The sequence below is a fragment of the Paracoccaceae bacterium genome (genome assembly GCA_033344815.1).
In the GTDB taxonomy this organism is placed as follows: Bacteria; Pseudomonadota; Alphaproteobacteria; order Rhodobacterales; family Rhodobacteraceae; genus Roseobacter.
In genome coordinates this window covers 1,324,777-1,349,054 of sequence record JAWPMR010000001.1, presented here as the reverse complement: position 1 = coordinate 1,349,054, position 24,278 = coordinate 1,324,777, and the positions used below count along the sequence as shown (strand labels likewise).

General features: G+C 56.6%; 23 protein-coding genes. 11 read left to right on the top strand and 12 right to left on the bottom strand.

Annotated elements, in window-relative coordinates; all coding sequences use genetic code 11:
• Positions 1–22: 22 nt before the first annotated feature.
• On the bottom strand, positions 23–763 hold the full coding sequence (locus tag R8G34_06325; protein MDW3222495.1) for a folate-binding protein: 741 nt from the start codon (positions 761–763) through the stop codon (positions 23–25).
• A gap of 68 nt (positions 764–831) precedes the next feature.
• On the opposite strand from R8G34_06325, the gene R8G34_06320 reads away from it, so the two are divergent.
• Positions 832–1,506 (top strand): TIGR04283 family arsenosugar biosynthesis glycosyltransferase, encoded by a 675-nt coding sequence (locus R8G34_06320; GenBank protein MDW3222494.1) that lies wholly within the window; start codon positions 832–834, stop codon positions 1,504–1,506.
• A 110-nt stretch (positions 1,507–1,616) separates the two neighbouring features.
• A complete protein-coding gene (locus tag R8G34_06315; protein ID MDW3222493.1) occupies positions 1,617–2,825 on the top strand; it encodes an aminotransferase class V-fold PLP-dependent enzyme in 1,209 nt (402 codons plus the stop codon).
• Here R8G34_06315 and R8G34_06310 read toward each other — a convergent pair.
• Both R8G34_06310 and R8G34_06305 read right to left on the bottom strand, forming a co-directional pair.
• Positions 2,822–3,037: a hypothetical protein gene (locus R8G34_06310; protein MDW3222492.1), complete on the bottom strand. Its 216-nt coding sequence runs from the start codon at positions 3,035–3,037 to the stop codon at positions 2,822–2,824. The genes R8G34_06315 and R8G34_06310 overlap by 4 nt on opposite strands.
• A gap of 50 nt (positions 3,038–3,087) precedes the next feature.
• The gene (locus tag R8G34_06305; protein MDW3222491.1) at positions 3,088–4,197 is read right to left on the bottom strand and encodes a pyridoxal phosphate-dependent aminotransferase; all 1,110 of its coding nucleotides are present in this window, start codon (positions 4,195–4,197) and stop codon (positions 3,088–3,090) included.
• A 112-nt stretch (positions 4,198–4,309) separates the two neighbouring features.
• Between R8G34_06305 and R8G34_06300 the strand changes: the two genes are divergently transcribed.
• Positions 4,310–5,098 carry a crotonase/enoyl-CoA hydratase family protein gene (locus R8G34_06300; GenBank protein ID MDW3222490.1) on the top strand — a complete coding sequence of 263 codons (789 nt, stop codon included), beginning with the start codon at positions 4,310–4,312 and terminating at the stop codon, positions 5,096–5,098.
• Between the two features lie 19 nt (positions 5,099–5,117).
• Here the strand turns inward: R8G34_06300 and R8G34_06295 are convergent, their stop codons facing one another.
• Both R8G34_06295 and R8G34_06290 read right to left on the bottom strand, forming a co-directional pair.
• Complete coding sequence (locus tag R8G34_06295; protein MDW3222489.1) at positions 5,118–5,447, bottom strand: DUF1992 domain-containing protein; 330 nt, start codon at positions 5,445–5,447, stop codon at positions 5,118–5,120.
• Between the two features lie 9 nt (positions 5,448–5,456).
• Positions 5,457–8,510 carry a valine--tRNA ligase gene (locus R8G34_06290; protein MDW3222488.1) on the bottom strand — a complete coding sequence of 1,018 codons (3,054 nt, stop codon included), beginning with the start codon at positions 8,508–8,510 and terminating at the stop codon, positions 5,457–5,459.
• A 511-nt stretch (positions 8,511–9,021) separates the two neighbouring features.
• Here R8G34_06290 and R8G34_06285 point away from each other — a divergent pair.
• On the top strand, positions 9,022–11,319 hold the full coding sequence (locus R8G34_06285) for a xanthine dehydrogenase family protein molybdopterin-binding subunit (GenBank protein ID MDW3222487.1): 2,298 nt from the start codon (positions 9,022–9,024) through the stop codon (positions 11,317–11,319).
• A gap of 16 nt (positions 11,320–11,335) precedes the next feature.
• Positions 11,336–12,376 carry a DUF2235 domain-containing protein gene (locus tag R8G34_06280; GenBank protein ID MDW3222486.1) on the top strand — a complete coding sequence of 347 codons (1,041 nt, stop codon included), beginning with the start codon at positions 11,336–11,338 and terminating at the stop codon, positions 12,374–12,376.
• A 16-nt stretch (positions 12,377–12,392) separates the two neighbouring features.
• On the opposite strand, the gene R8G34_06275 is transcribed toward R8G34_06280, so the two are convergent.
• The 3 genes from R8G34_06275 to metF all read right to left on the bottom strand — a co-directional run bounded on the left by R8G34_06275 (position 12,393) and on the right by metF (position 14,703).
• On the bottom strand, positions 12,393–13,145 hold the full coding sequence (locus tag R8G34_06275) for a hypothetical protein (GenBank protein ID MDW3222485.1): 753 nt from the start codon (positions 13,143–13,145) through the stop codon (positions 12,393–12,395).
• A 146-nt stretch (positions 13,146–13,291) separates the two neighbouring features.
• A complete protein-coding gene (locus tag R8G34_06270; GenBank protein MDW3222484.1) occupies positions 13,292–13,771 on the bottom strand; it encodes a PaaI family thioesterase in 480 nt (159 codons plus the stop codon).
• Positions 13,772–13,833: 62 nt separating this feature from the next.
• On the bottom strand, positions 13,834–14,703 hold the full coding sequence (metF, locus tag R8G34_06265) for a methylenetetrahydrofolate reductase [NAD(P)H] (protein MDW3222483.1): 870 nt from the start codon (positions 14,701–14,703) through the stop codon (positions 13,834–13,836).
• A gap of 88 nt (positions 14,704–14,791) precedes the next feature.
• Here metF and R8G34_06260 point away from each other — a divergent pair, with 88 nt between their 5' ends.
• Positions 14,792–15,697: a LysR family transcriptional regulator gene (locus R8G34_06260; GenBank protein MDW3222482.1), complete on the top strand. Its 906-nt coding sequence runs from the start codon at positions 14,792–14,794 to the stop codon at positions 15,695–15,697.
• 173 nt (positions 15,698–15,870) lie between these two features.
• Here the strand turns inward: R8G34_06260 and R8G34_06255 are convergent, their stop codons facing one another.
• Genes R8G34_06255 through ccmI form a run of 3 tightly spaced genes read right to left on the bottom strand, consistent with a single transcriptional unit; the run spans position 15,871 to position 17,829 of the window.
• Entirely contained in the window at positions 15,871–16,101 is a 231-nt protein-coding gene (locus R8G34_06255) for a DUF1289 domain-containing protein (GenBank protein ID MDW3222481.1), read from the bottom strand.
• Between the two features lie 3 nt (positions 16,102–16,104).
• On the bottom strand, positions 16,105–16,593 hold the full coding sequence (gene ruvX, locus R8G34_06250) for a Holliday junction resolvase RuvX (GenBank protein ID MDW3222480.1): 489 nt from the start codon (positions 16,591–16,593) through the stop codon (positions 16,105–16,107).
• A 3-nt stretch (positions 16,594–16,596) separates the two neighbouring features.
• The gene (gene ccmI / locus R8G34_06245) at positions 16,597–17,829 is read right to left on the bottom strand and encodes a c-type cytochrome biogenesis protein CcmI (protein ID MDW3222479.1); all 1,233 of its coding nucleotides are present in this window, start codon (positions 17,827–17,829) and stop codon (positions 16,597–16,599) included.
• 221 nt (positions 17,830–18,050) lie between these two features.
• Between ccmI and R8G34_06240 the strand changes: the two genes are divergently transcribed.
• The gene (locus tag R8G34_06240) at positions 18,051–19,295 is read left to right on the top strand and encodes a sarcosine oxidase subunit beta family protein (protein MDW3222478.1); all 1,245 of its coding nucleotides are present in this window, start codon (positions 18,051–18,053) and stop codon (positions 19,293–19,295) included.
• Between the two features lie 173 nt (positions 19,296–19,468).
• On the opposite strand, the gene R8G34_06235 is transcribed toward R8G34_06240, so the two are convergent.
• Positions 19,469–19,660, bottom strand: a complete 192-nt coding sequence (locus R8G34_06235; GenBank protein ID MDW3222477.1) for a hypothetical protein — start codon at positions 19,658–19,660, stop codon at positions 19,469–19,471.
• A 275-nt stretch (positions 19,661–19,935) separates the two neighbouring features.
• Here R8G34_06235 and R8G34_06230 point away from each other — a divergent pair, with 275 nt between their 5' ends.
• From R8G34_06230 to R8G34_06215, 4 genes are all read left to right on the top strand, one after another.
• Positions 19,936–20,139: a hypothetical protein gene (locus R8G34_06230; GenBank protein ID MDW3222476.1), complete on the top strand. Its 204-nt coding sequence runs from the start codon at positions 19,936–19,938 to the stop codon at positions 20,137–20,139.
• 90 nt (positions 20,140–20,229) lie between these two features.
• Positions 20,230–20,559: a sarcosine oxidase subunit delta gene (locus R8G34_06225; protein MDW3222475.1), complete on the top strand. Its 330-nt coding sequence runs from the start codon at positions 20,230–20,232 to the stop codon at positions 20,557–20,559.
• A gap of 79 nt (positions 20,560–20,638) precedes the next feature.
• Positions 20,639–23,653 carry a sarcosine oxidase subunit alpha family protein gene (locus R8G34_06220; GenBank protein MDW3222474.1) on the top strand — a complete coding sequence of 1,005 codons (3,015 nt, stop codon included), beginning with the start codon at positions 20,639–20,641 and terminating at the stop codon, positions 23,651–23,653.
• The gene (locus tag R8G34_06215) at positions 23,646–24,215 is read left to right on the top strand and encodes a sarcosine oxidase subunit gamma family protein (GenBank protein MDW3222473.1); all 570 of its coding nucleotides are present in this window, start codon (positions 23,646–23,648) and stop codon (positions 24,213–24,215) included. The genes R8G34_06220 and R8G34_06215 overlap by 8 nt, the downstream gene beginning before the upstream one ends.
• Positions 24,216–24,278: the final 63 nt, after the last annotated feature.

The window sequence follows — 24,278 nt, the reverse complement described above, 5'->3', positions numbered from 1 at the left end:
TGTACAAATAGCCCGCAGTGTTTCAGCGGTGTTCAAACCTGAGCTTGGCCTGTTGGGCCTGCATTTCACCTTTTGCGCGATCAAACCGCAGATAAGCGATCGCACTATCGGATGCACGGCTGAGAAGCGTGCCAGCAGTCTTGCCGTCAGCAGTGATCTCGCTGCCCGTTTCGGCCTCACCGGATATCGATACGCGCGCCAGTCCTTTGCGTAACTCGGTTTTGTGTTTCATCCGAGCCGTCACTTCCTGGCCTACATAACAGCCTTTGCGGAAGTCGACACCCGATAGCCTTTCGAACCCGGCCTCCAGGATAAATGTGTCGGGTGTAAGTTCGATACCGGTTTCCGGGATCAGATGGGCGACGCGCAGCGCTGTCCAGTCAACCACATCGTTCGTTTGTGGCGCATCGCGATAAGCGCGCCAGCCCATTTCCGCGTGACGCGGGTCGCTGAACCCGTCCTCTGGACGGTCCCCCAGCCCGCGATGAAGATGCAGTTGCGTTTCATCCAAAATGACATCTGCGCGCAGCTTATACATGTTCAGGCGCTGAACCAAAGCATCACCAAGGCTTGCAGCAACATCCAGTAAGACATCATCCTTCGCCGGGATCAGGAAGAAATCAGCGATATATTTACCTTGGGGTGTCAATATCGCCGCGTAGACCAGTCCGGTATCCAGATGTTTGATGTCATTGGTGATCAATCCTTGAAGGAACTCCCGGACATCGGAGCCCGACAGGCGTAAAATGCGGCGTTTGGTCATAGGGGCTTCCTCTCTTGGCCTTGCATGACATATAAAAGTTTCGCCGCAAATAAGAAGGGGCATAACCTATGCGTGCACCGATTTCGGTGATCATACCCACACTGAACGCCGAGGCGCATCTTGGACCGTGTTTGACCGCTTTGATGTCGGGTCTGGAGGCCGGCCTGATCCGCGAGCTCATCGTGTCTGACGGGGGGTCCAAGGATGCCACTGTCGCGATAGCGAAGGCCTGGGGGGCAGACGTGGTGACAGGCGCACCGTCACGGGGGGGGCAGTTGGCGCGTGGATGTGCACAGGCCAAAGGCGATTGGCTTTTGATATTGCACGCCGATACTGAATTGCAATCGGGATGGGCCGGACCCACAGCAATGCATCTGGAGAGCCGCAAGGCAGGCTGGTTCCGCTTGGCTTTTTCCAAGGGTGGCCTTGCGGGGCGACTGGTCGCGGCTTGGGCAAATTTGCGAAGTCGTTTTGGTTTGCCCTACGGCGATCAGGGCCTGCTGATGCCGCGCACGCTTTATGTGGGGACAGGCGGTTATCCGGACCAGCCGTTGATGGAAGACGTGGCGATGGCGCGCATGCTCAAGGGCAGGCTGACTGGCATTGATGCGGTGGCGGAAACCTGTGCAGCGCGGTATCGACGCCATGGGTGGCTGCGGCGCGGTACGCGCAACTTGTGGACCTTGATGCGGTATTTTGCAGGCACATCTCCGGTGCGTCTGGCCGAAGGCTATCGACGTTGATCCCTTATACAGCGGTGTCCGCGATGCTGATATTCCATGCGGGATACGCGCTAATTGACCGTAGAGATCTGCAGGTTAATGTCGGCGTGATTTGAAAAAGGACGACCCAAATGACACTTAAGCCGACCCGTGCTGCAGGCCGCGGATATCTTGCAATCCCCGGTCCATCCGTGATGCCGGAAGCGGTGCTAAACGCGATGCATCGGCCAGCGCCGAATATTTATGCCGGCGAGCTGCCGGATATGATGCCTGCATTGGTGGCAGACCTGCGGCGTGTGGCGCGCACCCAAGGGCATGTGGCAATCTACATTGCCAACGGTCACGGCGTTTGGGAGGCGGCCCTGTCCAATGTGATTGCGCCCGGCGAAAAGGTTCTCGTGTTGACCACCGGATTTTTTGGCCACGGTTGGGCGGGCATGGCGGAAGGAATTGGCGCTGAGGTTGACGTGCTGGATTTCGGTAAAGCGGCGACGATTAATGCAGAGCGTGTCGCGCAGACTCTCAAAGAGGACAGTGGGCATCAGATCAAGGCTGTATTGACCGTTCATGTGGACACATCCAGTTCTGTGCGCAACGATATTGCGGCCGTTCGCGCGGCTATGGATATGGTGGGGCACCCGGCACTTCTGATGGCCGATTGCATCGCGTCTTTGGGGTGTGATGTCTTCGAAATGGACGCATGGGGCGTCGATGTCATGGTCGCAGGCTGCCAAAAGGGCTTAATGGTGCCGCCCGGGGTCGGTTTTGTGTTCTTCAATGACAAGGCCGCCGAGGTGCGCACCGCAATGCCCCGGGTCAGCAGGTATTGGGATTGGGCCCCGCGTGCCAATCCACAGGGGTTTTATGAATATTGGAACGGCACGGCGCCGACCCATCACGTCTATGGTTTGCGCGCCGCCCTCGATTTGATTCATGCTGAAGGGATCGAGGCGGTGTGGGAGCGGCATGCAATGCTGGCGCGGGCCATCTGGGCCGCCTGTGACACCTGGGCTCAGGCCGGCACATTCCGTTTGAACGTTCAAGACCCCGCGCACCGCAGCCACGCCGTGACGTCGTTGCATCTGCAGGCACCGCAGGCGACGGCGCTGCGCGACTGGACCGAACGGGAACTGGGCCTGACGCTCGGTATCGGGCTGGGTATGGTGGATGCCAATGATCCGGCATGGCACGGGTTTTTCCGACTTGGTCACATGGGATATGTCAATGGCCATATGATCCTTGGCCTTTTAGGGGGGATTGAGGCTGGCATGCGCGCGTTGGATATTCAGCATGGTTCCGGCGGGTTAACTGCTGCGGCTGCTGTCATCGCTCAAGGTTAATTGGTTGGCGTGCGCGCCCAGCGTTGTTCTTCGCTACGACGTCTGAAATCAAGCCAGTTGAGCCAGTGATTGACAGTCAATGCGACGAAAACCGCAACCACCAGCCCCCAGAGTGCAAAAAGGAACAACAACAGAAGTGTCAGGTTCACACCGAACATGACAATACAGGCGTTTGTGTAGTTTGGCGCGCTGCCAAGCTTATGATTTTCCATAATATGCATCTCGTTCTACCAACACTCGGAAAATTATAGCTCGGAAATGGTTAACGCCAGCTTTTTTCCACGGCGCGCAAGGCCAAGGGCAACACCTCAGCGAGAATGTCCAAATCTGCCGGTGTACCACAGCTGATCCGAATACATCGATTTTGTGGCGCGACCATAGGCATGCGGATGAAAACGCCGTGGTTGATCATTTCGCCGAGTAGTTTTTGGGCAAACACTTCGTTTTGATTGCAATCAATTGTCACAAAATTAGTGGCGGATTTGAGAGGTCGCAAACCGCTTTTGCGGGCGATGGATGTGATGCGGTTTCGCGATGCCGCGATTCGCGCTTGCACAGAGCGCAGCCATGTCTGATCGTCCAACGCAGCCAAAGCGCCCGCTTGCGCAGCCCGGTTCATGCCGAAATGATTGCGTATTTTGTTGAACAATCCAATCAGATCTGGCGCCCCAATGGCATATCCCACGCGGGCACCGGCGAGCCCGTAAGCCTTTGAAAAGGTGCGCAACCTAATGACCCTTGGATCATCCATTGGCAGCGGTAAAGCCGTGCCTTCCGGCGCGCACTCAAGGTAGGCCTCGTCCAGCACCAGCAATGTCCCTTTGGGCAATTTTTCCATCGCCGCGACAATATCCGCGCCGTCATGCGCCGTTCCCATCGGATTGTCCGGATTTGCCAGATAAACCAGTTTCGCATTCACTTGACCCGCTTTTGCAAAAAGCGCATCGGGATCCTCAAAATCGCTTGCATAGGGGACCTTGTGAATCACCCCGCCATATCCGGCCACGTGGTAATTGAATGTCGGATAAGCACCATCAGAGGTCACAACTGCATCACCGGGCGCGACCATCAAACGCGCAAGATAGCCAAGCAAGCCGTCAATGCCTTCGCCAACCATAATCATTTCTGGTACGATGCCGTGATGATCCGCCAACGCCTCACGCAAATCAAAGCTTTCCGGGTCACCATACTTCCACATTTGCGTCTCAGCCATTGCGCTTGATGCCATGGGAGAGGGGCCAAAGACACTTTCGTTGGCGCCAAGGCGCGCATCAAACAGCCGTGCACGGGCGCGCTCCTGCGTCTCGGGTCCAACGAATGGCACGGTATCGGGCAGGGTATCAGCGAGCGGAGTAAGGCGATAGTGAGTCATGGCGTCTCATAAAACGGGTTAGCGGTCTGGGGCAAGCCAGAGATTGCGCTAACCTTTGTCTGGTCAAAAACACGCCACATGGGTCACATAAGAGCAACGCAAGGAGAGCACGATGTCGCATGTAACTTTAAATGTCTCGGAGCACATTGCACACGTCCAGTTAAACCGCCCCGAAAAGCGCAACGCTGTGGATCAACAGATGTTTGATGATCTCATCGCGGCTGGTGCACAGGTGGCGGCTTCAGATGCGCGCGCGGTGGTGTTATCCGGCGCGGGAGAAAGCTTTTGCGCGGGGATTGATATCGCAAGTCTGGGCGCGATGATTGGCAAGGACATTGATGCGATGATCATGCCGCGCACCCATGGCCTGGGGACAACGAATAAATGGCAAGAGGCCGCTCTGGTCTGGCAACGCCTTGAAATTCCAGTAATCGCTGCGCTGCACGGTGTTGTCTATGGGGCCGGTCTGCAGATTGCACTTGGGGCGGATGTTCGGATCGCCCATCCAGACGCCAAACTGGCAGTGATGGAAATGAAATGGGGCATTATTCCGGATATGGGCGGTATGGTGTTGCTGCCGCGTCTGGTGCGCTCGGATGTGATGCGGCGGTTAATCTATACCGCAGCTCCCTTTGAGGCGTCGCAGGGCGAAAGCTGGGGGTTGGTGACGGAGATCGCCGAGGATCCACTGGCCAAGGCATTCGCGCTGGCCGCTGAAATCGCGGGTAAAAGCCCAAAAGCCGTGCGTGCGGCCAAGGCTCTGATTGACGTTGCGGAATCTGAACCGCCAGATGCGGTGCTGCTGGCAGAATCGCGCTTTCAAGCCAGGTTGCTGGGCAAGCCGGAGCAAATGGAGGTGATTGCCGCACAATTTGCCAAACGTCCTGCTGTCTTTGACTGATTGCGGCCGAGCCCCGGGTTCAGGTCATGAACTTGCGCCTTGCATCGCGGGCTATGCCATAGCGTAATTCGAGGTCGGCGAGCTGTTGCATCGCCTCTTTGCGCTCTGCGTCCGTTTTACACTTGGAATATGTGCTTCGCGCCGATTCCAGTTCCTTTTTCAGCGTGAATTCTTCTGGCAAAACGCCTGCTTCTGCCATGATGCGCATGCCTGCAGAGATTGACGCTTCACCACGGGCTTCAACGCGACGGTCGGGCAGGGGGTGGCCCGCCCCCTTCAGGCTGCTTAGAATGCCAGAGGCTTGAGCTTTGGCGATCTGGCGTTCGACAAGTGATCTCAGACTACGCATGGCGCAATCCTACCCCAATTCGGCCAAACGCGCGAGCGCCTCTTTCAACTTGCCCTCTTCCTCTTCGCGCAAGGCGAGGTTGGCGCGGGTTTCCGCCACTACTTCTTCCGGTGCGGAGGCTGCAAACTTTGGGTTGTTCAAGCGCCCCTTCAGACCGCCCAACTCCTTGGCTAGCTTGTCGAGTGTCTTTTGAAGGCGCGCTTTTTCTTCTGCAACATCAATGATATCAGCCAAGGGCAGGCCAAAGCTACCGCCCGGTACCCCCAAAGTGACGGATCCTTTGGGGAAAGCATCGACTTCACTCATCGCCTCAACCCGTGCCAAGCGTTTGATCATGGCCTCATTGGCCTCAAATTCGGCGCGTGCCTGATCTTCGAAATCAACTACGACAAGGGGCACATAAGCGCCAGCGGGCACATGCATTTGCGCGCGCGCCGAACGGATGGCGTTGATTAGCCCGATGGTCCAATTCAACTCCTCATCCGCATCCGGGTCCACCAGATCGGCCGCCTTGTAGGTTGGCCAGTCGGCGTGCACGAGCATGCCGGGACGCTCCTTGAGGCCCCACAATTCTTCTGTGATGAAGGGCATGATGGGGTGCAGCAGGATCAGACATTGATCCAACGCCCAGGCGTAAACGTCGCGGGTTTCCTGAGCCGCTGCGTCGTCGGCGCCTTCAAGAACCGGTTTACTAAGTTCCAGATACCAGTCACAGAACACGCCCCAGACAAAGGCATAGAGCCCGTTGGCCGCGTCATTGAAACGATAGGCGGTCAGGCTGGTGTCGACGTCTTCACGGACCTTGGCAACCTCGCCGATGATCCATTTGTTCAGCGCAAGGCTGGCCGTTGGCGGCGCATCGCGGTGCGGAACCATATGCACGTTGTGACGTTCGCCGAAAGAGGCGGCGTTCCACAGTTTGGTGGCGAAATTGCGATACCCAGCAATGCGTTGCGAGCTGAGCTTAAGGTCGCGCCCCATCGCCGCCATCGACGTCAGCGTAAAGCGTACCGCATCCGCGCCGAATTCATCGATCATGTCCAGTGGGTCGATGACATTGCCAACCGATTTGGACATCTTCTTGCCCTTCTCGTCACGCACCAGCGCGTGGACATAAACAGTGCTGAACGGTTTTTGGCCCGTCACGGCGTATTGCATCATCATCATCCGGGCGACCCAGAAAAAGATGATGTCAAATCCGGTGATCAGCACGGAAGTCGGGAAGTATTTTTGCAAAGGTTCGTTGGCTGAATCATGCTCCGCGTCGCCCGTCCAACCCAGCGTCCCGATGGGCCAGAGACCAGAAGAGAACCAAGTGTCGAGTACGTCAGGATCGCGCCAGATTGGAATTGGCTTCGATTTGTCCATACGCCAGCGGGCGAATGCGCCGAGCGCTGCGTTAGAGTCAGCAACTTCTATAACTTTGTTGTTCCCATAGTGCGCTGATGCCGACTCTAATGCTTCCGTTTTTGTGGGTTCACAAAATACATCTGTGAGGGGTTCGAGTAGTGGATTGATTTCGGTAAGTTCATCGTTTTCTTGAACTTTTGGTCCATACCAAACCGGGATCTGATGACCCCACCAGAGCTGGCGCGAGATGCACCACGGCTCGATGTTTTCCAGCCAGTTGAAATAGACCTTCTTGTCCTGTTCGGGCAGGATCGTCACGTCGCCGTCACGCACCGCATCAATTGCGGGCTGCACGATTTTAGAGGTCTCAACGAACCATTGATCGGTCAGCATGGGTTCGATGACCACTTTTGAGCGGTCGCCAAAAGGCTGCATGATCTTCTTGTTCTCAACAAAGGGAACGAGCGTGTCGACTTCTTCGCCATCGTCATTTTTGACCGTTGCGGTGGTCATGACCGCGAGACCTTCCTCGGTGATTTGGCTCACCACCAGTTTGCGCGCCTCAAACCGGTCCAGCCCACGCAGAGCGTCGGGGATCAGGTTGACCGCGTCCGCTTCCGTCTCATTCAAGGTTTGCTCGCCCTTGGCCACAGCCATCGCAACAGAGGCCGCCTCGCCATAGGGTGCGCCATCGTCGCGCATCGCGCCCTTGGTATCCATCAACCGGTACAGCGGGATGCCCGCACGTTTGGCGACCTGATAGTCGTTGAAATCATGCGCGCCCGTGATCTTCACAGCACCGGAGCCAAAATCCTTATCCGGATATTCATCCGTGATGATCGGAATCAACCGGCGATGCTCTTTCGGGCCAACAGGAATTTCACATAATTTTCCGATGATTGGCGCGTAGCGCTCATCTGATGGGTGAACCGCAACCGCGCCATCCCCCAGCATTGTTTCAGGCCGTGTCGTTGCAATTGAAATGTAGTCACGCGTTTCGCGCAGGGTGACGTTGCCATCCTCGCCTTTCTCGACGTATTCATAACTCGCACCATCCGCCAGCGGGTATTTGAAGTGCCACATATGGCCGTTGACTTCGGTATTCTCGACCTCAAGGTCAGAGATTGCCGTTTCAAAATGCGGGTCCCAGTTGACCAAACGCTTGCCGCGATAGATCAAGCCCTTGTTGTACATATCGACAAAGACCTTGATCACGGCATCATGGAAATTCGGCCCCTGGCCAGCATCCGGATCGCCTGGCGCGCCGCCCATGGTAAAGGCTTCACGCGACCAGTCACAGGATGCGCCCAGTCGTTTCAGCTGGCCAATGATCGTGCCGCGCGATTTGACTTTTTGCTCCCAGACCCGTGCAACAAACCTTTCACGCCCCATGTCGCGGCGGTTCGGTTCCTGGTTCAGCATCATTTCGCGTTCCGTCACCATTTGGGTGGCGATGCCCGCATGATCCGTGCCCGGCTGCCACAGTGTGTCAAACCCACGCATCCGGTGCCAGCGCACCAGAATGTCCTGTAATGTGTTGTTGAACGCGTGCCCCATATGCAGGGACCCCGTTACGTTGGGCGGCGGGATCATGATGGAGAAGGTCTCATCGCGTGATGCATTAGCGCCCGCTTTGAACGCGCCTTGCTGCTCCCAGGCGTCGTAGAGGCGCGCCTCGGCTCGTTTTGCATCGAATTTTTTTTCCATCGGCATCGCGGCGTCATCCATCAAAACAGTGATTGGACTGTGATCTACCCAAACTAATGCTGGAGGGAAAGAGGTCTTCCACGCCTGTCAATTTGCCGAGGCGCCATGGAACGCCACTGCTCATGACTTGGATCGTCCAAATGGCCTGCGTGTTGGGGCTGCAAGCACAACAGCTTTCCATCCCCTCACGATCAAATCGGGTCACACGCGTTTTGCCCAACGTGTCGCGACGACACGCTTGACGGCCGATTTCAGGGGCTCCCAGTAGCGTTGTCATTTGCTGGATGGGTTTCATGATCTCAGACACATTCCTATATGGGGGCTACAGGACGAAAGGGAACTGCGCGCGCCGGGGCATATGTCGGTGCGGGCCGAGAATACCGGGCTTCATGCGCGCCTTTTTTGGTAAGCGACGAAAAAAACCATGGCGTTTGCGTGCGATGGATCGCTTCGGCTGGACAAGTGCCTGCGCGCCGCTAGTGTCCCCGAAGACATCGCACACAAAAAGGAGCCTCCCATGGACAAGTTCGGTAAGTCACAGTCGGTCAAACGGGTTGAGGATGTGCGGTTTCTCACCGGGCACGGGCGGTATGTTGATGATATTGCCCCGTCAGAGGCTTTGCGCGCCTTTGTCTTTCGCGCCCCGGTGGCACATGCCATAATTACCTCGCTGGATGTGAGTGATGCGTGTGATGCGAAAGGGGTGCATGCGGTCTTGACTGTGGATGACCTCGAAGCGGCTGGCATGGACATCAACATGTTCGCTGCGACGGTGAAAAACATTGACGGAACGCGCGGGGCGAATCCTGACAGGCCGTTGCTGGCCAAGGCAAAGATGCGATTTGTGGGTGAGCCGGTTGCATTCATCGTCGCCGAGACGCTGGAGCAGGCGCGGGATGCGGCGGAATTGATTGACCTGCAATATGATGATCTGCCTGTCAAAATGGATATGGGCGTTGGTGGCGCTCCGGTGCATGATGATGTGCCGGACAATCGAGGCTTTGACTGGGGCATGGGCGATGAGGCAGCGACAGATGCGGCGTTCAAAACCGCTGCCCACACTGTCAGTCTGGAGATCGGTGACAATCGCATTCTGGTCAGTTCGCTGGAGCCGCGCGGTTGTTTTGCGCAGTGGGACGGCGAGCGGGTGCATGTATCCTTGGGCGGGCAGGGTGTCTGGGCCCACAAGGATGCGATTTCCAAAGCCCTGGCGATTGATCCCAAGAACGTGCGCGTGACCAACCCGGATGTGGGCGGCGGGTTTGGGATGAAAGGTTTTCCCTATCCTGAATACCCACTAGCGGCCCACGCCGCGCGCGTCACCGGTCGTCCTGTGCGCTGGATGTCGGATCGAACCGAGGCGATGCTGACTGATAACGCTGGGCGTGATCTGACCTCACTGGCGGAATTTGCCTTTGATGAAACCAACAAGATCACCGCCTATCGCGTTCACACGCGCTGCAACCTCGGCGCCTACAACAGTCATTTTGGGCAATTCATCCAAAGCGAGTTGTTCAGCAAGGTATTGATGGGCGTCTATGATGTGCAGAATACGTGGCTGCGCGTAGAGGGGTTTTACACCAATACGACATATGTCGATGCCTATCGCGGTGCCGGGCGACCAGAAGCGATTTATATCCTTGAGCGGTTGATGGACCGGGCTGCGCGGGAGTTGGGTGTCGATCCGATCGCCCTGCGCCGTCGCAATTTCATCAAACCGGAGCAGTTCCCCTACACGACGTCAACGGGGGAAACATATGATGTTGGTGACTTTGATAAACTGCTGAACCGTACGCTGAATGAGGCTGATCTGGCCGGGTTCGAATCGCGTAAAAAGGCTGATGCAAAGAAAGGTCTGCTGCGCGGCGTCGGGGTGTGTTACTATATTGAAAGTATTTTGGGTGATCCTTCGGAAGGTGCGAAGGTTATGTTTAATGAGGATGGTACCGTGACGATTTATGTGGGCACGCAATCCACAGGACAAGGACATGAAACGGTTTATGCCGCATTTCTGTCCGATCAAACCGGTATTCCTGCGGACAAGATTGCCGTCGTGCAAGGCGACAGCGACCAGATTGCGCAGGGTGGCGGAACAGGTGGATCACGTTCCGTGACGGTCCAGAACAACGCAACACTGGCGACTGTTTCGCAAATCACCGAGAGCTTTACCGCGTTTCTTGCGGATGAAATGGGCGTGCCCGCATCAGAGATCAGCTTCGATGACGAACGTTTCCGAGCGGAAGGGTCCAACCTGACGCCGACCATGCTCGAGGTCGCAGAGATGGCGCGCGCCAAAGGGCGGAGTGATCTTTTAGTGCATGAAGCGCGTGCAACATTGCCTGCGCGCAGCTTTCCCAATGGGTGTCATGTTTCAGAAGTTACAGTTGATCCAGACACGGGCGTTGTAGCCGTGAAACGTTACACGGTCGTTGATGATTTTGGAAACCTTATCAATCCGATGCTGGCCGAAGGTCAGGTGCACGGCGGTGTTGCGCAGGGCATCGGACAGGCGATCACAGAGCATGTTGTTTTCGACGAAGAGGGCCAATTGCTCACGGCATCGTTCATGGACTACGCCTTGCCCCGTGCGGATGACGTCCCCACTATTAGTTTTACGTCAGAGCCTGTGCCGTCCACTGCCAACATCATGGGCATGAAGGGGTGCGGCGAGGCCGGCACGGTGGGCGCATTGGCCGCCGTGGCGAATGCAGTACAGGATGCGCTTTGGGATCAGGGGGTGCGACAGGCGGACATGCCATTCACCCCGCATAAAGTTTGGGAGTTGTTGAACAGTGAGGCCCTCGCGGCAGAATAAGAAATGGCTCGGTTGGTTGCGCAGCAGGTTCTGGCGCCGACCCGATAGCGATTTTGGCCCCCGCCGCGGCCCCGTTACTCACGTTGTGATCCTTGATGGCACCATGTCCTCGCTTGAACCGGGGAACGAAACCAACGCCGGGCGGGCGTACCAGCTGTGTCGCGAAATGACTGGATCCGTATCGATCTATTATGAGCCGGGTTTGCAATGGAATGACTGGCGCTCCGCAATTGACGTGATGCAAGGGCGGGGCATCAACCGCCAGATTCGCCGCGCTTACGGCTATCTCGCATCGCGCTACCGGCCGGGCGACAAGATATTCCTCATGGGGTACTCGCGGGGTGCCTATGCGGTGCGCAGTCTGGCAGGCGTTATTGATCTCATGGGGCTGCTTAAGGCCGATGATGCGACCGAGCGAAACATTCGCGAAGTATACCGGTTTTATGAAGGTGATCCCACCAGCAAATGCGCGCAACGTTTTGCAGCCGCTCATTGTCTTGACAAGGTTCAGATCGAGATGATTGGCATATGGGACTCGGTGAAGTCACTTGGGTTCAATGCGCCGATCCTGTGGCGTTTGAGCGAAAAACGTCACGCTTTTCACAGCCACCATCTCAGCCATAACGTCAAAGCGGGTTTTCACGCCTTGGCCCTTGATGAGACACGTGTCGCTTACAAACCGGTCATGTGGACATCGCCGGAAGGGTTTCAGGGGCGTGTGGAACAGGTCTGGTTTTCCGGGACGCACGGCGATGTTGGTGGGCAGCTGGGTGGATTTGAGGAGGCGCGTCCGCTTGCCAATATTCCACTGGTTTGGATGCTTGAACGTGCGCAAATGAACGGTCTGCCCTTGCCGGATGGATGGTCCAGCCGGTTCCGACAAGACCCCAGTGCGCCGATGCTCGGAACATTCCGGGGCAATGGCAAATGGTTTGTGACGCGTCGCGCGCGCAAGGTGATGCAGGACCCATCTGAGAGTTTTCATGACAGCGTTACCCTGCGCAAAGCGGCCAATCCAGTGCCGCGCGGTTGGATGCGATTTGGTAAAACCGTCTGAGGGGATAAGCGCGTCGCTAAGCGGCTTGCGCGGCCAGCCGTTTCAGCCCTCGCAGATAGGCGTGGGACAAAATCGCGGCCGTCAGCGCCGCAGCAAAACCCTGCCAAGGTCCGAGGACTGCTATTTCGATCGCGACGCCCAAGGGTGTGAAGTCTTTTAGATGACTCCAATCCAAGCTGTAGACCCCCAAGGCTTCAAAAAAGACAAGTGCTGCGATTGAAAGCAGAATGATCAGTCCGGGCCCCAACAACAAGGCAAAGGCGACGGAAAACACCGTGTATCGAGCGCGACGCAGCGCCGCCCAGAGACTTGTTTCATGGTTCAGGGCAGTTGCGGGAATGGCGGTGCCGAAAAGAGCCAGAATGAGCCAATAGATGGGTATGAAAAACATAAACATCAGACCGAAACGTTGATCTTTGTCGAAGCTTAACGCCGCGGCGAGTGGATCAAGCAGATTGATGAGACCAACCATCAACGCGATCATTGTTACAACCAATCCGCCCACCAAAACCCACATCTTGAAAGGCGGGTTTTTGGGGTAAGACACGTTTGGCAAAATCGCATCTACGGGCACGGCCGGGCCAGAGGGGCTGCCAAGCAAAATTGTGCGATGCAATAAAAACAGAACATAAGTCCACAAGAACATCTTTGGGACCAAAGTATTAAACCCGGTATCGATCAGCGATACCCCGAGGTCAAAAATAGGCACCAGACAGAGGATCAAAATATTTGCGCGGAATGCCTGAATTGCGGATTTGAAAATGGCCATACTCGATACCTGAAATCTCTTATCCTAAAACACGCTCATATCTGGCGGGCGCTTGACCAAAGTCAATACTCCGCGAAGTCAGGAACTGCAGCGCGCGCGCAGGCGATACCAGAAAACACTGCGTCAACGTAATTTAGATGCCCGGGTCAGGCCATCTTCATGATGATGCAGGTCGTCGAACCTGTTGCATAGAGCTTGCCATCCTCCACGCCGCGGATTTCGCCATGCGCGACACCGGTGGACCGCCCCGCATGATCCACTGAACCGATACATTCAACAGTCATGCCCAGTGGAATGTTGCGCGTGATATTGGTTTTGAATTCGAGCGTTGTGTAGACCGAACCGCGCGGCACCCGTGTCATCACCGCACAGCCCATGGCTGAATCCAACAGCGTGCCATACCAACCACCATGAACGGACCCCATGGGGTTAGTAACGTTCAACTCTGGTGTGCCGCGAAAAATCACTTGCCCCTCGCGGACGTCCCACAGGGTGTAGCCCATGGTTGCACCGATCGGGGGGCCGGGGAGTTTTCCGCCAATAATCCCTTGCATGAATTCCAAACCAGACATGGACAGGATATCGGATGGGGACATCAAATCGGCGGGGGATTTTGCAATTGGCATCGAGCGCTCCGAGGTATGTTTTCCCCCGGCAGCTATGCGCATCGATGTCGCAGTTTCAAGGGCTACGCGACGTCTCTGATACCCGTCGCCGCTTGCGTGACACCCAGTGCATGGCAAATTTGACGCGTCATTTCTGGTCGGTTCAACGTGTAGAAATGCAAGTTCTCCACGCCTTCATCAACCAGTTCCGAGCAGAGTTCCGTGCATAGTGCCGTGGCCAGCAGATCATGGCGGTCGTCCCGGACGGCTGCGTCAAAGGCCTGATCCAGCCAGGCGGGTACCGTCGCGCCGCACCGCAGAGCAAATTTGCGTGCACTGCTCCAATTGATGATTGGCAGGATACCGGGCGTGATCGGCGCGTTGATACCAGCTTTGGCGCAGTCATCGCGAAAGCGCAGGAAGGTGTCCGCCTCAAAAAAGAACTGGGTTATTGCCTCATCCGCACCGGCATCTATTTTCGCTTTCAACCAATCAATATTGGCCTGTTGGCTGGTGGCATCGGGGTGTTTTTCGGGATAGGCACCCACACGTAAAGTGAACTGACCGGATTGTGCCAAGGCCTCGATCAATTCGCAGGAATTGGCAAAACCATCGGCATGCGGGGAAAAGCGATCTTGCCCTTCGGGCGCATCGCCGCGCAACGCGACAATGTCGGTCACGCCTGCTTTGGCAAACCGTTGTGCCATGGCCAGCGTTTCGGCCTTGGAGGTCCCGACGCATGTTAAATGCGCCGCAACCGGCAGGCCAGAGGATTTGTGCAAAGTGTAGGCGGCGTCATGTGTAAGGTCACGCGTGCTGCCACCGGCGCCGTAAGTCACCGAGAAAAACCGTGGCTCCAAGGGGGCCAGCGCCTGTGCCGTCTCCCAGAGCTTGAAAGATGCATCGATCGAGCGGGGCGGGAAGACTTCGAATGAAACAGCAGGCGTTGGCATCGGGTGGTTTCCTCATGATTTCTTGTCTTGTGCCACAAACAGCTTCGTGAGACAAATTCATAACTCTCATCTTTAATATGAGGATCGTATGCATATCGAGTTCCGGCACCTGCGCACCATTCAGGCCATTCATGATGCAGGCGGATTGGCGCGCGCCGCGGACCAGTTGCACATCACGCAGTCGGCTTTGAGTCATCAGATCAAAGGGTTAGAGGATCAGGCGGGGGTTGAGTTGTTTGTGCGTCGCTCAAAGCCTCTGAAACTGTCACCTGCTGGCATGCGTTTGCTGAAGCTTGCACATCAGGTTCTTCCGCAGGTGCAAGCGTTGCAGGACGAGTTCACCGGGTTGCGCGCGGGCAGTACAGGCCGCATGCACATCGCCATCGAGTGTCATGCGTGTTTTGAATGGCTGTTCCCTGTGCTGGAGCAATTTCGCAAAAGCTGGGGCGAAGTAGATGTCGATATTCGTCCTGGATTGGCATTCGATGCCTTGCCTGCTTTGCTCAAGGAAGAAGTGGATTTGGTTGTGTCTTCGGATCCAGAGTCTCTTCCCGGTATTGAGTTTGTGGAACTCTTTGATTACGCACCGGTTTTTGTCGCGGCAAGTACGCACCCTTTGGCGCAAAAAACATATGTAGATGCCACTGACTTTCGGGGCGAAACGCTGATCACCTATCCCGTAGAGCGCTCCCGTTTGGATATATTCAGCCAATTGTTGATCCCTGCAAAGGTTGAACCTGCCGCGATCCGGCAGGTTGAACTGACCGCAGTTATCTTGCTTTTGGTGGCGTCTAATCGGGGCGTTTCGGTTTTACCCGATTGGGTCGTACGCGAGGTTAAATATTCGTCGGACTATGTGACACGCCCCCTCACGAAACAGGGTATCACGCGCAGGCTCTATGCGGCGGTACGAAAGGATGATCTGGATAAGCCCTTCATGCAGCAGTTGTTGAAACTTGCTGGCGAAGAAGCACGCAAATTACAGGCGCAATAGTATGCGGCGGACAAGGCATTTTGTATTATGACGGTCGCAACCTGAGTTCTAAACGCGTCCTGAACCGGCGGTCGGCTTGCGACAGAAACAATACTGTTCGCCAAACAGCGCAGACCAGTGGCGGAAAAGCGAGTACAAGCGCAAAAAGAAACCGTCAGTGGCCACCTTGCTGATTAGCGTGCAAGTCGCGCTGCCCGTCCGCCGCGTCGTTTGGTGATCTGGCCTGTTCTGAGCGGCAGCTCCTTCATCACCGCGCGCCGAGCTTCTGGCGTCATCCGGGACCACTGCGTGATTTCGTCAATAGAGCGCAGACATCCGGTACACAGGCGCGCTTCAGGGTGAACGACGCACACTTTTATGCAGGGGCTTTCCACCTCGTCGCGTCGCCAGATGTCGTCTGTCATTCTCTACCCTTCCGCCGTTGCGCGAATAACGCGCATTCGGTCCAATGCACCCTGCAAGATATACCCTGCCGCCACGTGATCAATCACCTCAGCGCGACGTTTTCGCGACGTATCCGCCTCCAATAGCGCGCGTTCGGCGGCCACGGTGGACAGACGCTCATCCCAGAAAGTGAGCGGAATGCCCAGACCCTCGGCCTTTTCGAGATTACGTGCAAAGGCGCGGGTGGATTGGCAACGGGGCCCCTCTGAACCGTCCATATTGCGCGGCAACCCGAGAACCAGGCCGCCGATGCGGCGTTGTGCCACGATCTCGGACAGCCTTTCCGCGTCGAGCGTGAATTTCCGGCGTTTGATGGTCTCCAGCGGCGTGGCGACGGACAGGAATGTGTCGGAAACGGCCACCCCGATGGTCACCGTCCCGAGATCAAGGCCGGCGATGCTGTGCAATGTCGGGAGCGCCTGAGCAAAGGCGGCAATGTCTTCAAATATCATTTATCATTCCGCGACTTGTGCGCGTTGGCCTGCACGCAACAAAAGATCCAGCGCGCGGGTATCATCGGCAAAGACCTCAATCGCGTTTTCATACACGGCGCGCGCCTGACCTGTGCGGCCAAGCACGCCCAGAGCACCAATGAGCTGCGCCCATTCATCCACGGTGCCGCCTTCATTGGCGAGGCGTTCTGAAAGACCGCCTACCATGCCTTGGATCATTTCCATCCGCTCGGCTGGGCTCATATCACCCGCCGCTTCAATGTCCGACGCGCTTGGTCCGCGTCCCGCACCGATTTCAGGAATCTGATAGGTTACGCCTGCGCGAAACGCCATATCCTCGATCTGCGCTAGTATGGGAGAGATCCAAGGCGCGCTCTGGGGTCCTTCGCGCAGCAAAGCATCCCACATGCGAAACGCCGTGTCGGGCCGTCCGGTTTGTGCCATCATCAAGCCCATGTAGTATCGCGCGGTACCGTTGGTCTGATCGAAACTGAGGGCACGGTTCAGTGCTGCTTCGGCTTCCGGGGATACATATCCCCCTGCCGCGAGCACCAGCATGTCGGCATAATCAACAAAATCTGCGGGTCCGGCATCTGCCCCTTTGATCCGCAAGACTTCGCTTTGAGCGCGTGAGGCTGCAATGAAATTGCCGAGATTCGCTTCGTTTTGCGCCAAAAGGACATTGCCTTGTAAATCATCCGGACGCGCCGCAACCGTTTCGCGCAATTGCTCTACAAGGGCCACATAGTCCGGACTTGCGCCTTCGGGCGTGCCACTTTGAGGCATGGAAGCTTCGGCGGCTTCCTGACTGGGACGCTCCGATCTTGCGTTATCTGCCATTTCTATGCGGTCCGCGAGGGCAAGATCGCCATATCCCGGTGCGCCCAGTTGCAGGTAAATTGCGAAGCTTCCGCCGATCAGCACCACAGCAAACACAGCAGCGACGAGCTTGGGAGACCCTTTATCTGCGTCCAGAGAGACTTGATCTGCTTGGAGATTCGCATCTGCGGCGAGAATACGGCGTGATACTTCAGTGCGAATGCGTTCGGCATCGGCCTCGGTGACCACGCCGCGCGCCAAATCCTTGTCGACCTCTCGCAACTGGTCACGGTAAACACGCAGGTCGTATGCCGCTGCCGGTTCTGCCGTGCCAATGCGAGGCGCACGTAGTCCCAGCGCAAGCAAAAGCGTTACAGTCAATGCCAGCACACCAGCCGTGATCCAGAAAAACGTCATATTCCACTGCTCCCTGACCACTGCATGTAGTGAGGAATGAGCCGTTGCAAAAGGGACAAATGATCACGGCATTAACGGTTTTTCGCGGAATTGCCTGAATTGTCGCAAACTTGCGAGAAAGTGACGCCCCCAGTATCCTCTTTTCCCGATATTAAAGCAGAACAGGTGACATCTGGGCATCAGTCTGACACCGATGTTACGCGTTTTAAGGTGATTTTGTCATGAAACGATATTCTGTCTTTGCGGTGGCACGGGAAGCTGCCCGGTATCATACCGGATGGGAACGCGCGTGGCGCAATGCGGCCCCCAAGTCGAAATACGATGTGATTATCATCGGAGCGGGCGGACACGGTCTGGCCACGGCCTATTATCTGGGCAAGCGTTTCGGTATCAAGAATGTCGCGATCCTGGAAAAAGGCTGGCTTGGCGGCGGGAATACGGGTCGAAACACCACGATCATCCGGTCCAATTACCTGCAAGATCCGTCTGCCGCGCTCTATGAAAAGTCCCGTTCCTTGTATGAAACCATGTCGCAGGATCTCAATTACAACGTGATGTTCAGCCCGCGCGGTGTGATCATGCTGGCCCAGACCCATCACGAAGTGCGCGGCTATCAACGCACCGCACACGCCAACGCCTTGCAAGGCGTCTCGACGGAATTCATCAACCCGACGCGTGTGAAGGACTTGGTTCCGATCATCAACATCGACGGTCCGCGTTATCCCGTCCTTGGCGGGCTGTGGCAGGCGCGGGGTGGCACAGCGCGTCATGATGCGGTGGCATGGGGCTATGCGCGCGCTTGTTCGGACATGGGCATGGATGTGATCCAGCAATGTGAAGTTATCGGTATCCGTCGCGAGGACGGCAAGGTGGTTGGTGTCGACACTTCCAAAGGCGCGATTGATTGCGACAAGATGGGAATTGTCGTGGCTGGCAATTCCGGTCACGTGGCTGGGCTTGCGGGTTTTCGGTTGCCCATCGAATCCGTTGCGCTTCAGGCGCTTGTGTCTGAGCCGATTAAGCCTTGCATGGATGTTGTGGTGATGGCCAACACGGTGCATGGGTACATGAGCCAGTCCGACAAAGGCGAGATGGTCATCGGCGGTGGGACCGACGGGTACAACAATTATACCCAGCGTGGCTCATTCCATCATATCGAGGAAACCGTGCGCGCGCTGGTCGAAACCTTCCCGATGGTCAGCCGGTTGAAAATGTTGCGCCAGTGGGGCGGCATTGTGGACATCACCGGGGACCGTTCGCCGATTCTGTCCAAGACCCCGGTGGAGAATGTGTTCATCAACTGCGGCTGGGGCACGGGCGGGTTCAAAGCCACGCCTGGATCAGGCTGGGCCATGGCTGAACTGATTGCCAAGGGGCACGGGCCACTGACCGACGCCTTTGGCATGGAGCGTTTCCGCGAGGGACGGTTTATCGACGAAAGCGTGGCGGCAGGAGTCGCACACTAATGACCGCCATGACCCTCATCGCCGGCCTTAAAACCGTGTCCGCGCTGTCCTGTGTTGGGGGCCGGGACGTGCTGCTTGCGCCACGGCGCTTTGCTTTTGGTCCAAATCAAGACCGTACCAACAATGATTCAAATCGCCAAAAGGCTGGCAAACAAGCGCGTTGGGGAACGCATTTATTCGGGTGTCTTCGTTTTCTGTGCCTCGCCCGCCGCCGAGCCAAAGGCGATCAGGGAGCTGACATCCACCTCTCGTCCGCCGCGTGCCGCTTTGCGGGCAGCAATACCACGCCGTTCCACGATCAGCATGACTATTGCAACGGCGGCGATGACGCCAAAGGCCAAAACGGCCATCATTTCCTTGCTCATTCTGGGGTCTCCTTTTCCTTTGCTTTTACAAGTTTAGCGAAAATAATCACGTATGGCGACGACGAAGTATGTCCGGCGCAGAACACCAGATTTTTTCACAATTGTGAAAACAGCGTCCCTCGGCAAACACAAAAAAATGTCAGTTCGGCACGATTTGGCCACCATGAAGGCGCGCATCCGGCTCACGTGCGCCCAAAACGACCGGGGATTTCCGCCGATATTGCGATCACAGCACAAGCCGCCAATTTGGTGTCCCGTAACAAGGAGACACAGATATGGCTGACTATACAACCCACAATGACGGCGTCAGTGGTAAAGGCATCTTTATCGCGCTTTTGGTTATCGGCGCGTTTGTCTTCCTGCTGGCAGTGCTTGGAACAGGCACTGTCCCCACTGATCCTGACGGTGCTGCACAACCCGCAGCAATCGAATCTGCGCCTGCCGCTCCGGTTGATCCAGCACCGGCTGTCGCAGAATAACACCAACTTGAAAATGCGAACCGCAGTCGGCGGGCGTCTCTTGACGCCCGCCTTTTTGTCGTGCCGTGCGCCGAACGTCGGAGCTTTGCCATGCTGACCCTGACCTGTCCTGTTTGCGGCGTGACCGCAGAAGAAACCGAATTTCATGGCGGCGGCGAAGCGCACCTGAAACGGTTTGGCCCGGGCGCATCCGAGGATGATTTTGAGGCTTATCTGTTCATGCGTGAAAACCCGCGAGGGGTGCATTTTGAACGCTGGCGCCACGTTTATGGGTGCGGCAAGTGGTTTCATGCGGCGCGCTGCACAACCACATTGCAGGTATTCGGCACCTATTCGGCGCAGACTCTGGAGCCGCCCAAAGAGCTATGTGACCTGATCAGCGAAGCGCGCCCGGGTTGGACCTGGAGGGGCTTTTCATGACGCCTTTCAGGTTTTCGTTTACTCACAATTGTTTCCACGGGCGACGCCCCGAATTCCCACTTCTGGTAAAGGCCGAGCTATGAGTACCCGTTTGTCCACAGGGGGCCGCCTGCTCAACAAGCAAAATGCGGTGAATTTCAGCTTCAACGGTAAGCGTTTGCGCGGCTTTGAGGGCGACACGCTGGCGTCGGCACTTCTGGCCAATGACCAGATGCTGATCGGGCGTTCGTTCAAATATCATCGTCCGCGCGGTGTGGTTGCATCCGGCGCGGAAGAGCCCAACGGGCTGGTCAACCTCGGGGCTGAGGGCACATTCGAGCCAAACCAGCGTGTCACGACCACCGAACTCTTTGATGGGTTGTCGGCAACCAGCCAAAATCACTGGCCCAGCCTTGAATTTGACGTGGGCGCGATCAACACGCATCTCAGTCGCTTTTTGCCCGCCGGCTTTTATTACAAAATGTTCATCCATCCGCGTCCGTTCTGGAAGTACGTCTACGAGCCGATCATCCGGCAATCCGCTGGTCTGGGTCGCGCACCTAAGGCGCGTGATGTGGATACTTATGAGCACTTCTATTTCTTCTGCGACGTGATGATCATCGGTGGTGGAGTAGCGGGTTTGCAAGCGGCCAAAACCGCGGCGCAATCCGGCGCGAAAGTTCTGCTGGTCGAGCAAACCGCGCATTGGGGCGGGCGGGCCCCTGTTGATGGCGGCACCATCGACGGCGCGCCTGTGGAAGGCTTTGTGGAGCAAATCGTTTCTGAACTTGAGGCGATGCCCAATGTAACACTGCGCAAGCGTATGATGGGCGCGGGGATTTATGATCATGGATACGTTCTGGGTTATGAACAACTGCGCGATCACGCGCCGGAAAAATCCGGTCCTCGCCACCGGTTATGGCGCATCCGTGCAAAACACATTGTGACTGCAACCGGTGCGATTGAACGGCCTTTGTCCTTTGCTGGAAACGATATTCCTGGAGTGATGCTGGCCTCCGCAATGCGCGACTATCTGGTGAACTATGGCGTCTCTACCGGGGACCGGACCGTGGTTGTAACCAACAATGATGATGCGTATTTGACGGCTTTCGCCCTGAAAGACGCGGGTCTCGATGTACCGGTAATCCTTGATGCGCGCCCTGCAAGCGAGGACAGCCCGGCGATGGAGCAGGCCAAGGCACTCGGTATTCGGGTCATGATGGGCCATGGCATCGCCAAGATCAAAGGCGGCAAACGCGTCATTGGCATTGCGGTATGCAGTCAAGCCGGGCAGGGCGCGGTTCTCGAAGAGATCGCATGTGATGCTGTCGCGATGTCCGGTGGGTGGTCACCTGTCGTACATCTATGGTCTCATTGCGGTGGCAAGCTGGTGTGGGACGCGCAACAGGCCCATTTCCGTCCGGATGTGGACAAAGCGCCGACCGGTGCGGATGGGCAACCCTTCGTGACGGCGGCAGGGGCAGCAAATGGCGGTTTGCGCTTAGGCGATATTCTCGGTGATGGCGATCAGGCAGGCAGGCTCGCGGCCTCAGCCGCGGGGTTCAAAGTAAAGCAAGCTCAATGCCCTGTCGCAGACAGTCCCGCAGAGGCCGCGATGGCCCCCGTTTGGTTGATGCCACAAGGTGCCAGCATCGAATTACGCAGCAAAGCCTGGCTTGATTATCAAAACGACGTCAAGGTGTCCGATGTGCAACTTGCCGCTCAGGAAGGTTTTGAAAGCGTCGAGCATGCCAAGCGGTATACGACGCTGGGTATGGCGACGGATCAGGGTAAACTGAGCAACATCAATGGTCTCGCGACGTTGGCCGGGTCGCTCAACACCACCATTCCGCAGGTGGGTACGACAACGTTCCGCCCGCCATACACACCGATTTCCATGGGGTCGATTGGGGGCGAAGCACGGGGCGATATATTCCAACCATTGCGCCGTACGCCGATGCATGATTGGCATGAAACGCATGGTGCTCATTGGGAACCGGTCGGGCACTGGCGTCGTCCCTACGCGTATCAGCGCAACGGCGAGAGCGTGAATGATGCGGTCATGCGCGAAACCAAAAACGCGCGCGAAAACCTTGGGCTGCTGGACGCCTCGACGCTGGGCAAGCTGGTGGTGAAGGGTCCGGATGTGGGCAAATTCCTCGACATGCTCTACACGAACATGATGTCTACGCTCAAACCGGGCAAATGCCGTTATGGTTTGATGTGTTCGGAAAACGGGTTCCTGATGGACGATGGTGTTGTAGCGCGGATCGATGACGATACGTTCCTGTGCCATACGACTACAGGGGGTGCTGAACGGATCCATGCGCACATGGAGGAATGGCTGCAAACCGAATGGTGGGACTGGCAGGTCTATGTAGCCAATGTCACCGAACAATATGCTCAGATCGCCGTTGTCGGACCTAATGCGCGCAAAGCGCTGGAAAAACTCGGTGGTATGGATGTGTCCAAAGACGCGCTGGGGTTCATGGAATGGACGGATGGCGTTCTGGGTGGGTTCAAATGCCGGGTCTACCGCATCTCATTTTCTGGCGAGTTGAGCTATGAAATCGCGGTGGACGCGGGGCAGGGTCAGGCGTTTTGGGATGCGTTGATGGAGGTCGGCGCGGATTTAGGTGTGATGCCCTATGGCACCGAAGCCTTGCACATTCTGCGCGCAGAAAAAGGCTTTATCATGATCGGGGATGAAACCGATGGCACCGTGATCCCGCAGGACCTTGGCCTGCACTGGGCGCTGTCGAAAAAGAAAGAGGATTTTCTGGGCAAGCGTGCCCATGAACGTTCGCATATGACCGATTCAGCACGCTGGAAACTGGTGGGGTTAGAAACCCTTTCCGGCGCAGTTTTGCCGGATGGGGCCTATGCCATAGGAACCGGCGAAAACGCTAACGGTCAGAAAAATACTATCGGGCGGGTGACCTCGAGCTACTATTCGCCCAACTTGGGCAAGGGTATCGCCATGGGGCTTGTTCTGAACGGGCCGGATCGTATGGGCGAGGTGATCGAATTCCCGGGCACTGAAGGAGCAACCTTCAAGGCGCGCATTGTCGATCCGGTTTTTTATGACAAAGAAGGGGAGAAGGGGAATGTCTGAAGCCATCACCGCCCTCAATGGCGCGCATTCTGATGCAGGTATCGCGACAATCAGTGAAGTTCCGTTGCAGGGCATGATCACTTTGCGCGGCGATCTTTCTTCCGCGGTGGTTAAAGACGCGGCCACTCGCGCAGCGGCTGTCGATATACCCGCGCCCGGTCACGCAAGCTGCGGCGCAAATGAGGGTATTTTCTGGATGAGCCCGGACGAGTTGTTGGTTTTATGCCCCTACGCTGAGGTCGCTACGCGATTAGACGCAATGAACGCAGCTTTGGGCGATGCGCATGCTCTTGCGGTTAACGTTTCGGATGCACGTGCTTTGTTCAGCGTGCAGGGTCCTTTCGCGCGTGAAGTCATGGCCAAGATCTGTCCGGTCGATTTGTCGGGTGCTGCTTTCGGACCGGGCATGTTTCGCCGCACGCGTATGGCGCAAGTACCTGCCGCCTTTTGGATGCCTAATGAAGAAACGTTTCAGGTCATCTGTTTCCGCAGCCAAGCACAATATGTCTATGATCTTCTTATTGTTTCCGCGCAGTTGGGTTCAGAGTTGAATTGTTACTAGGATCCCGCTGATAGAGCGTTGACCTCCCCGCCAATTCAACGACAGTAGTCCCTATTGGACATG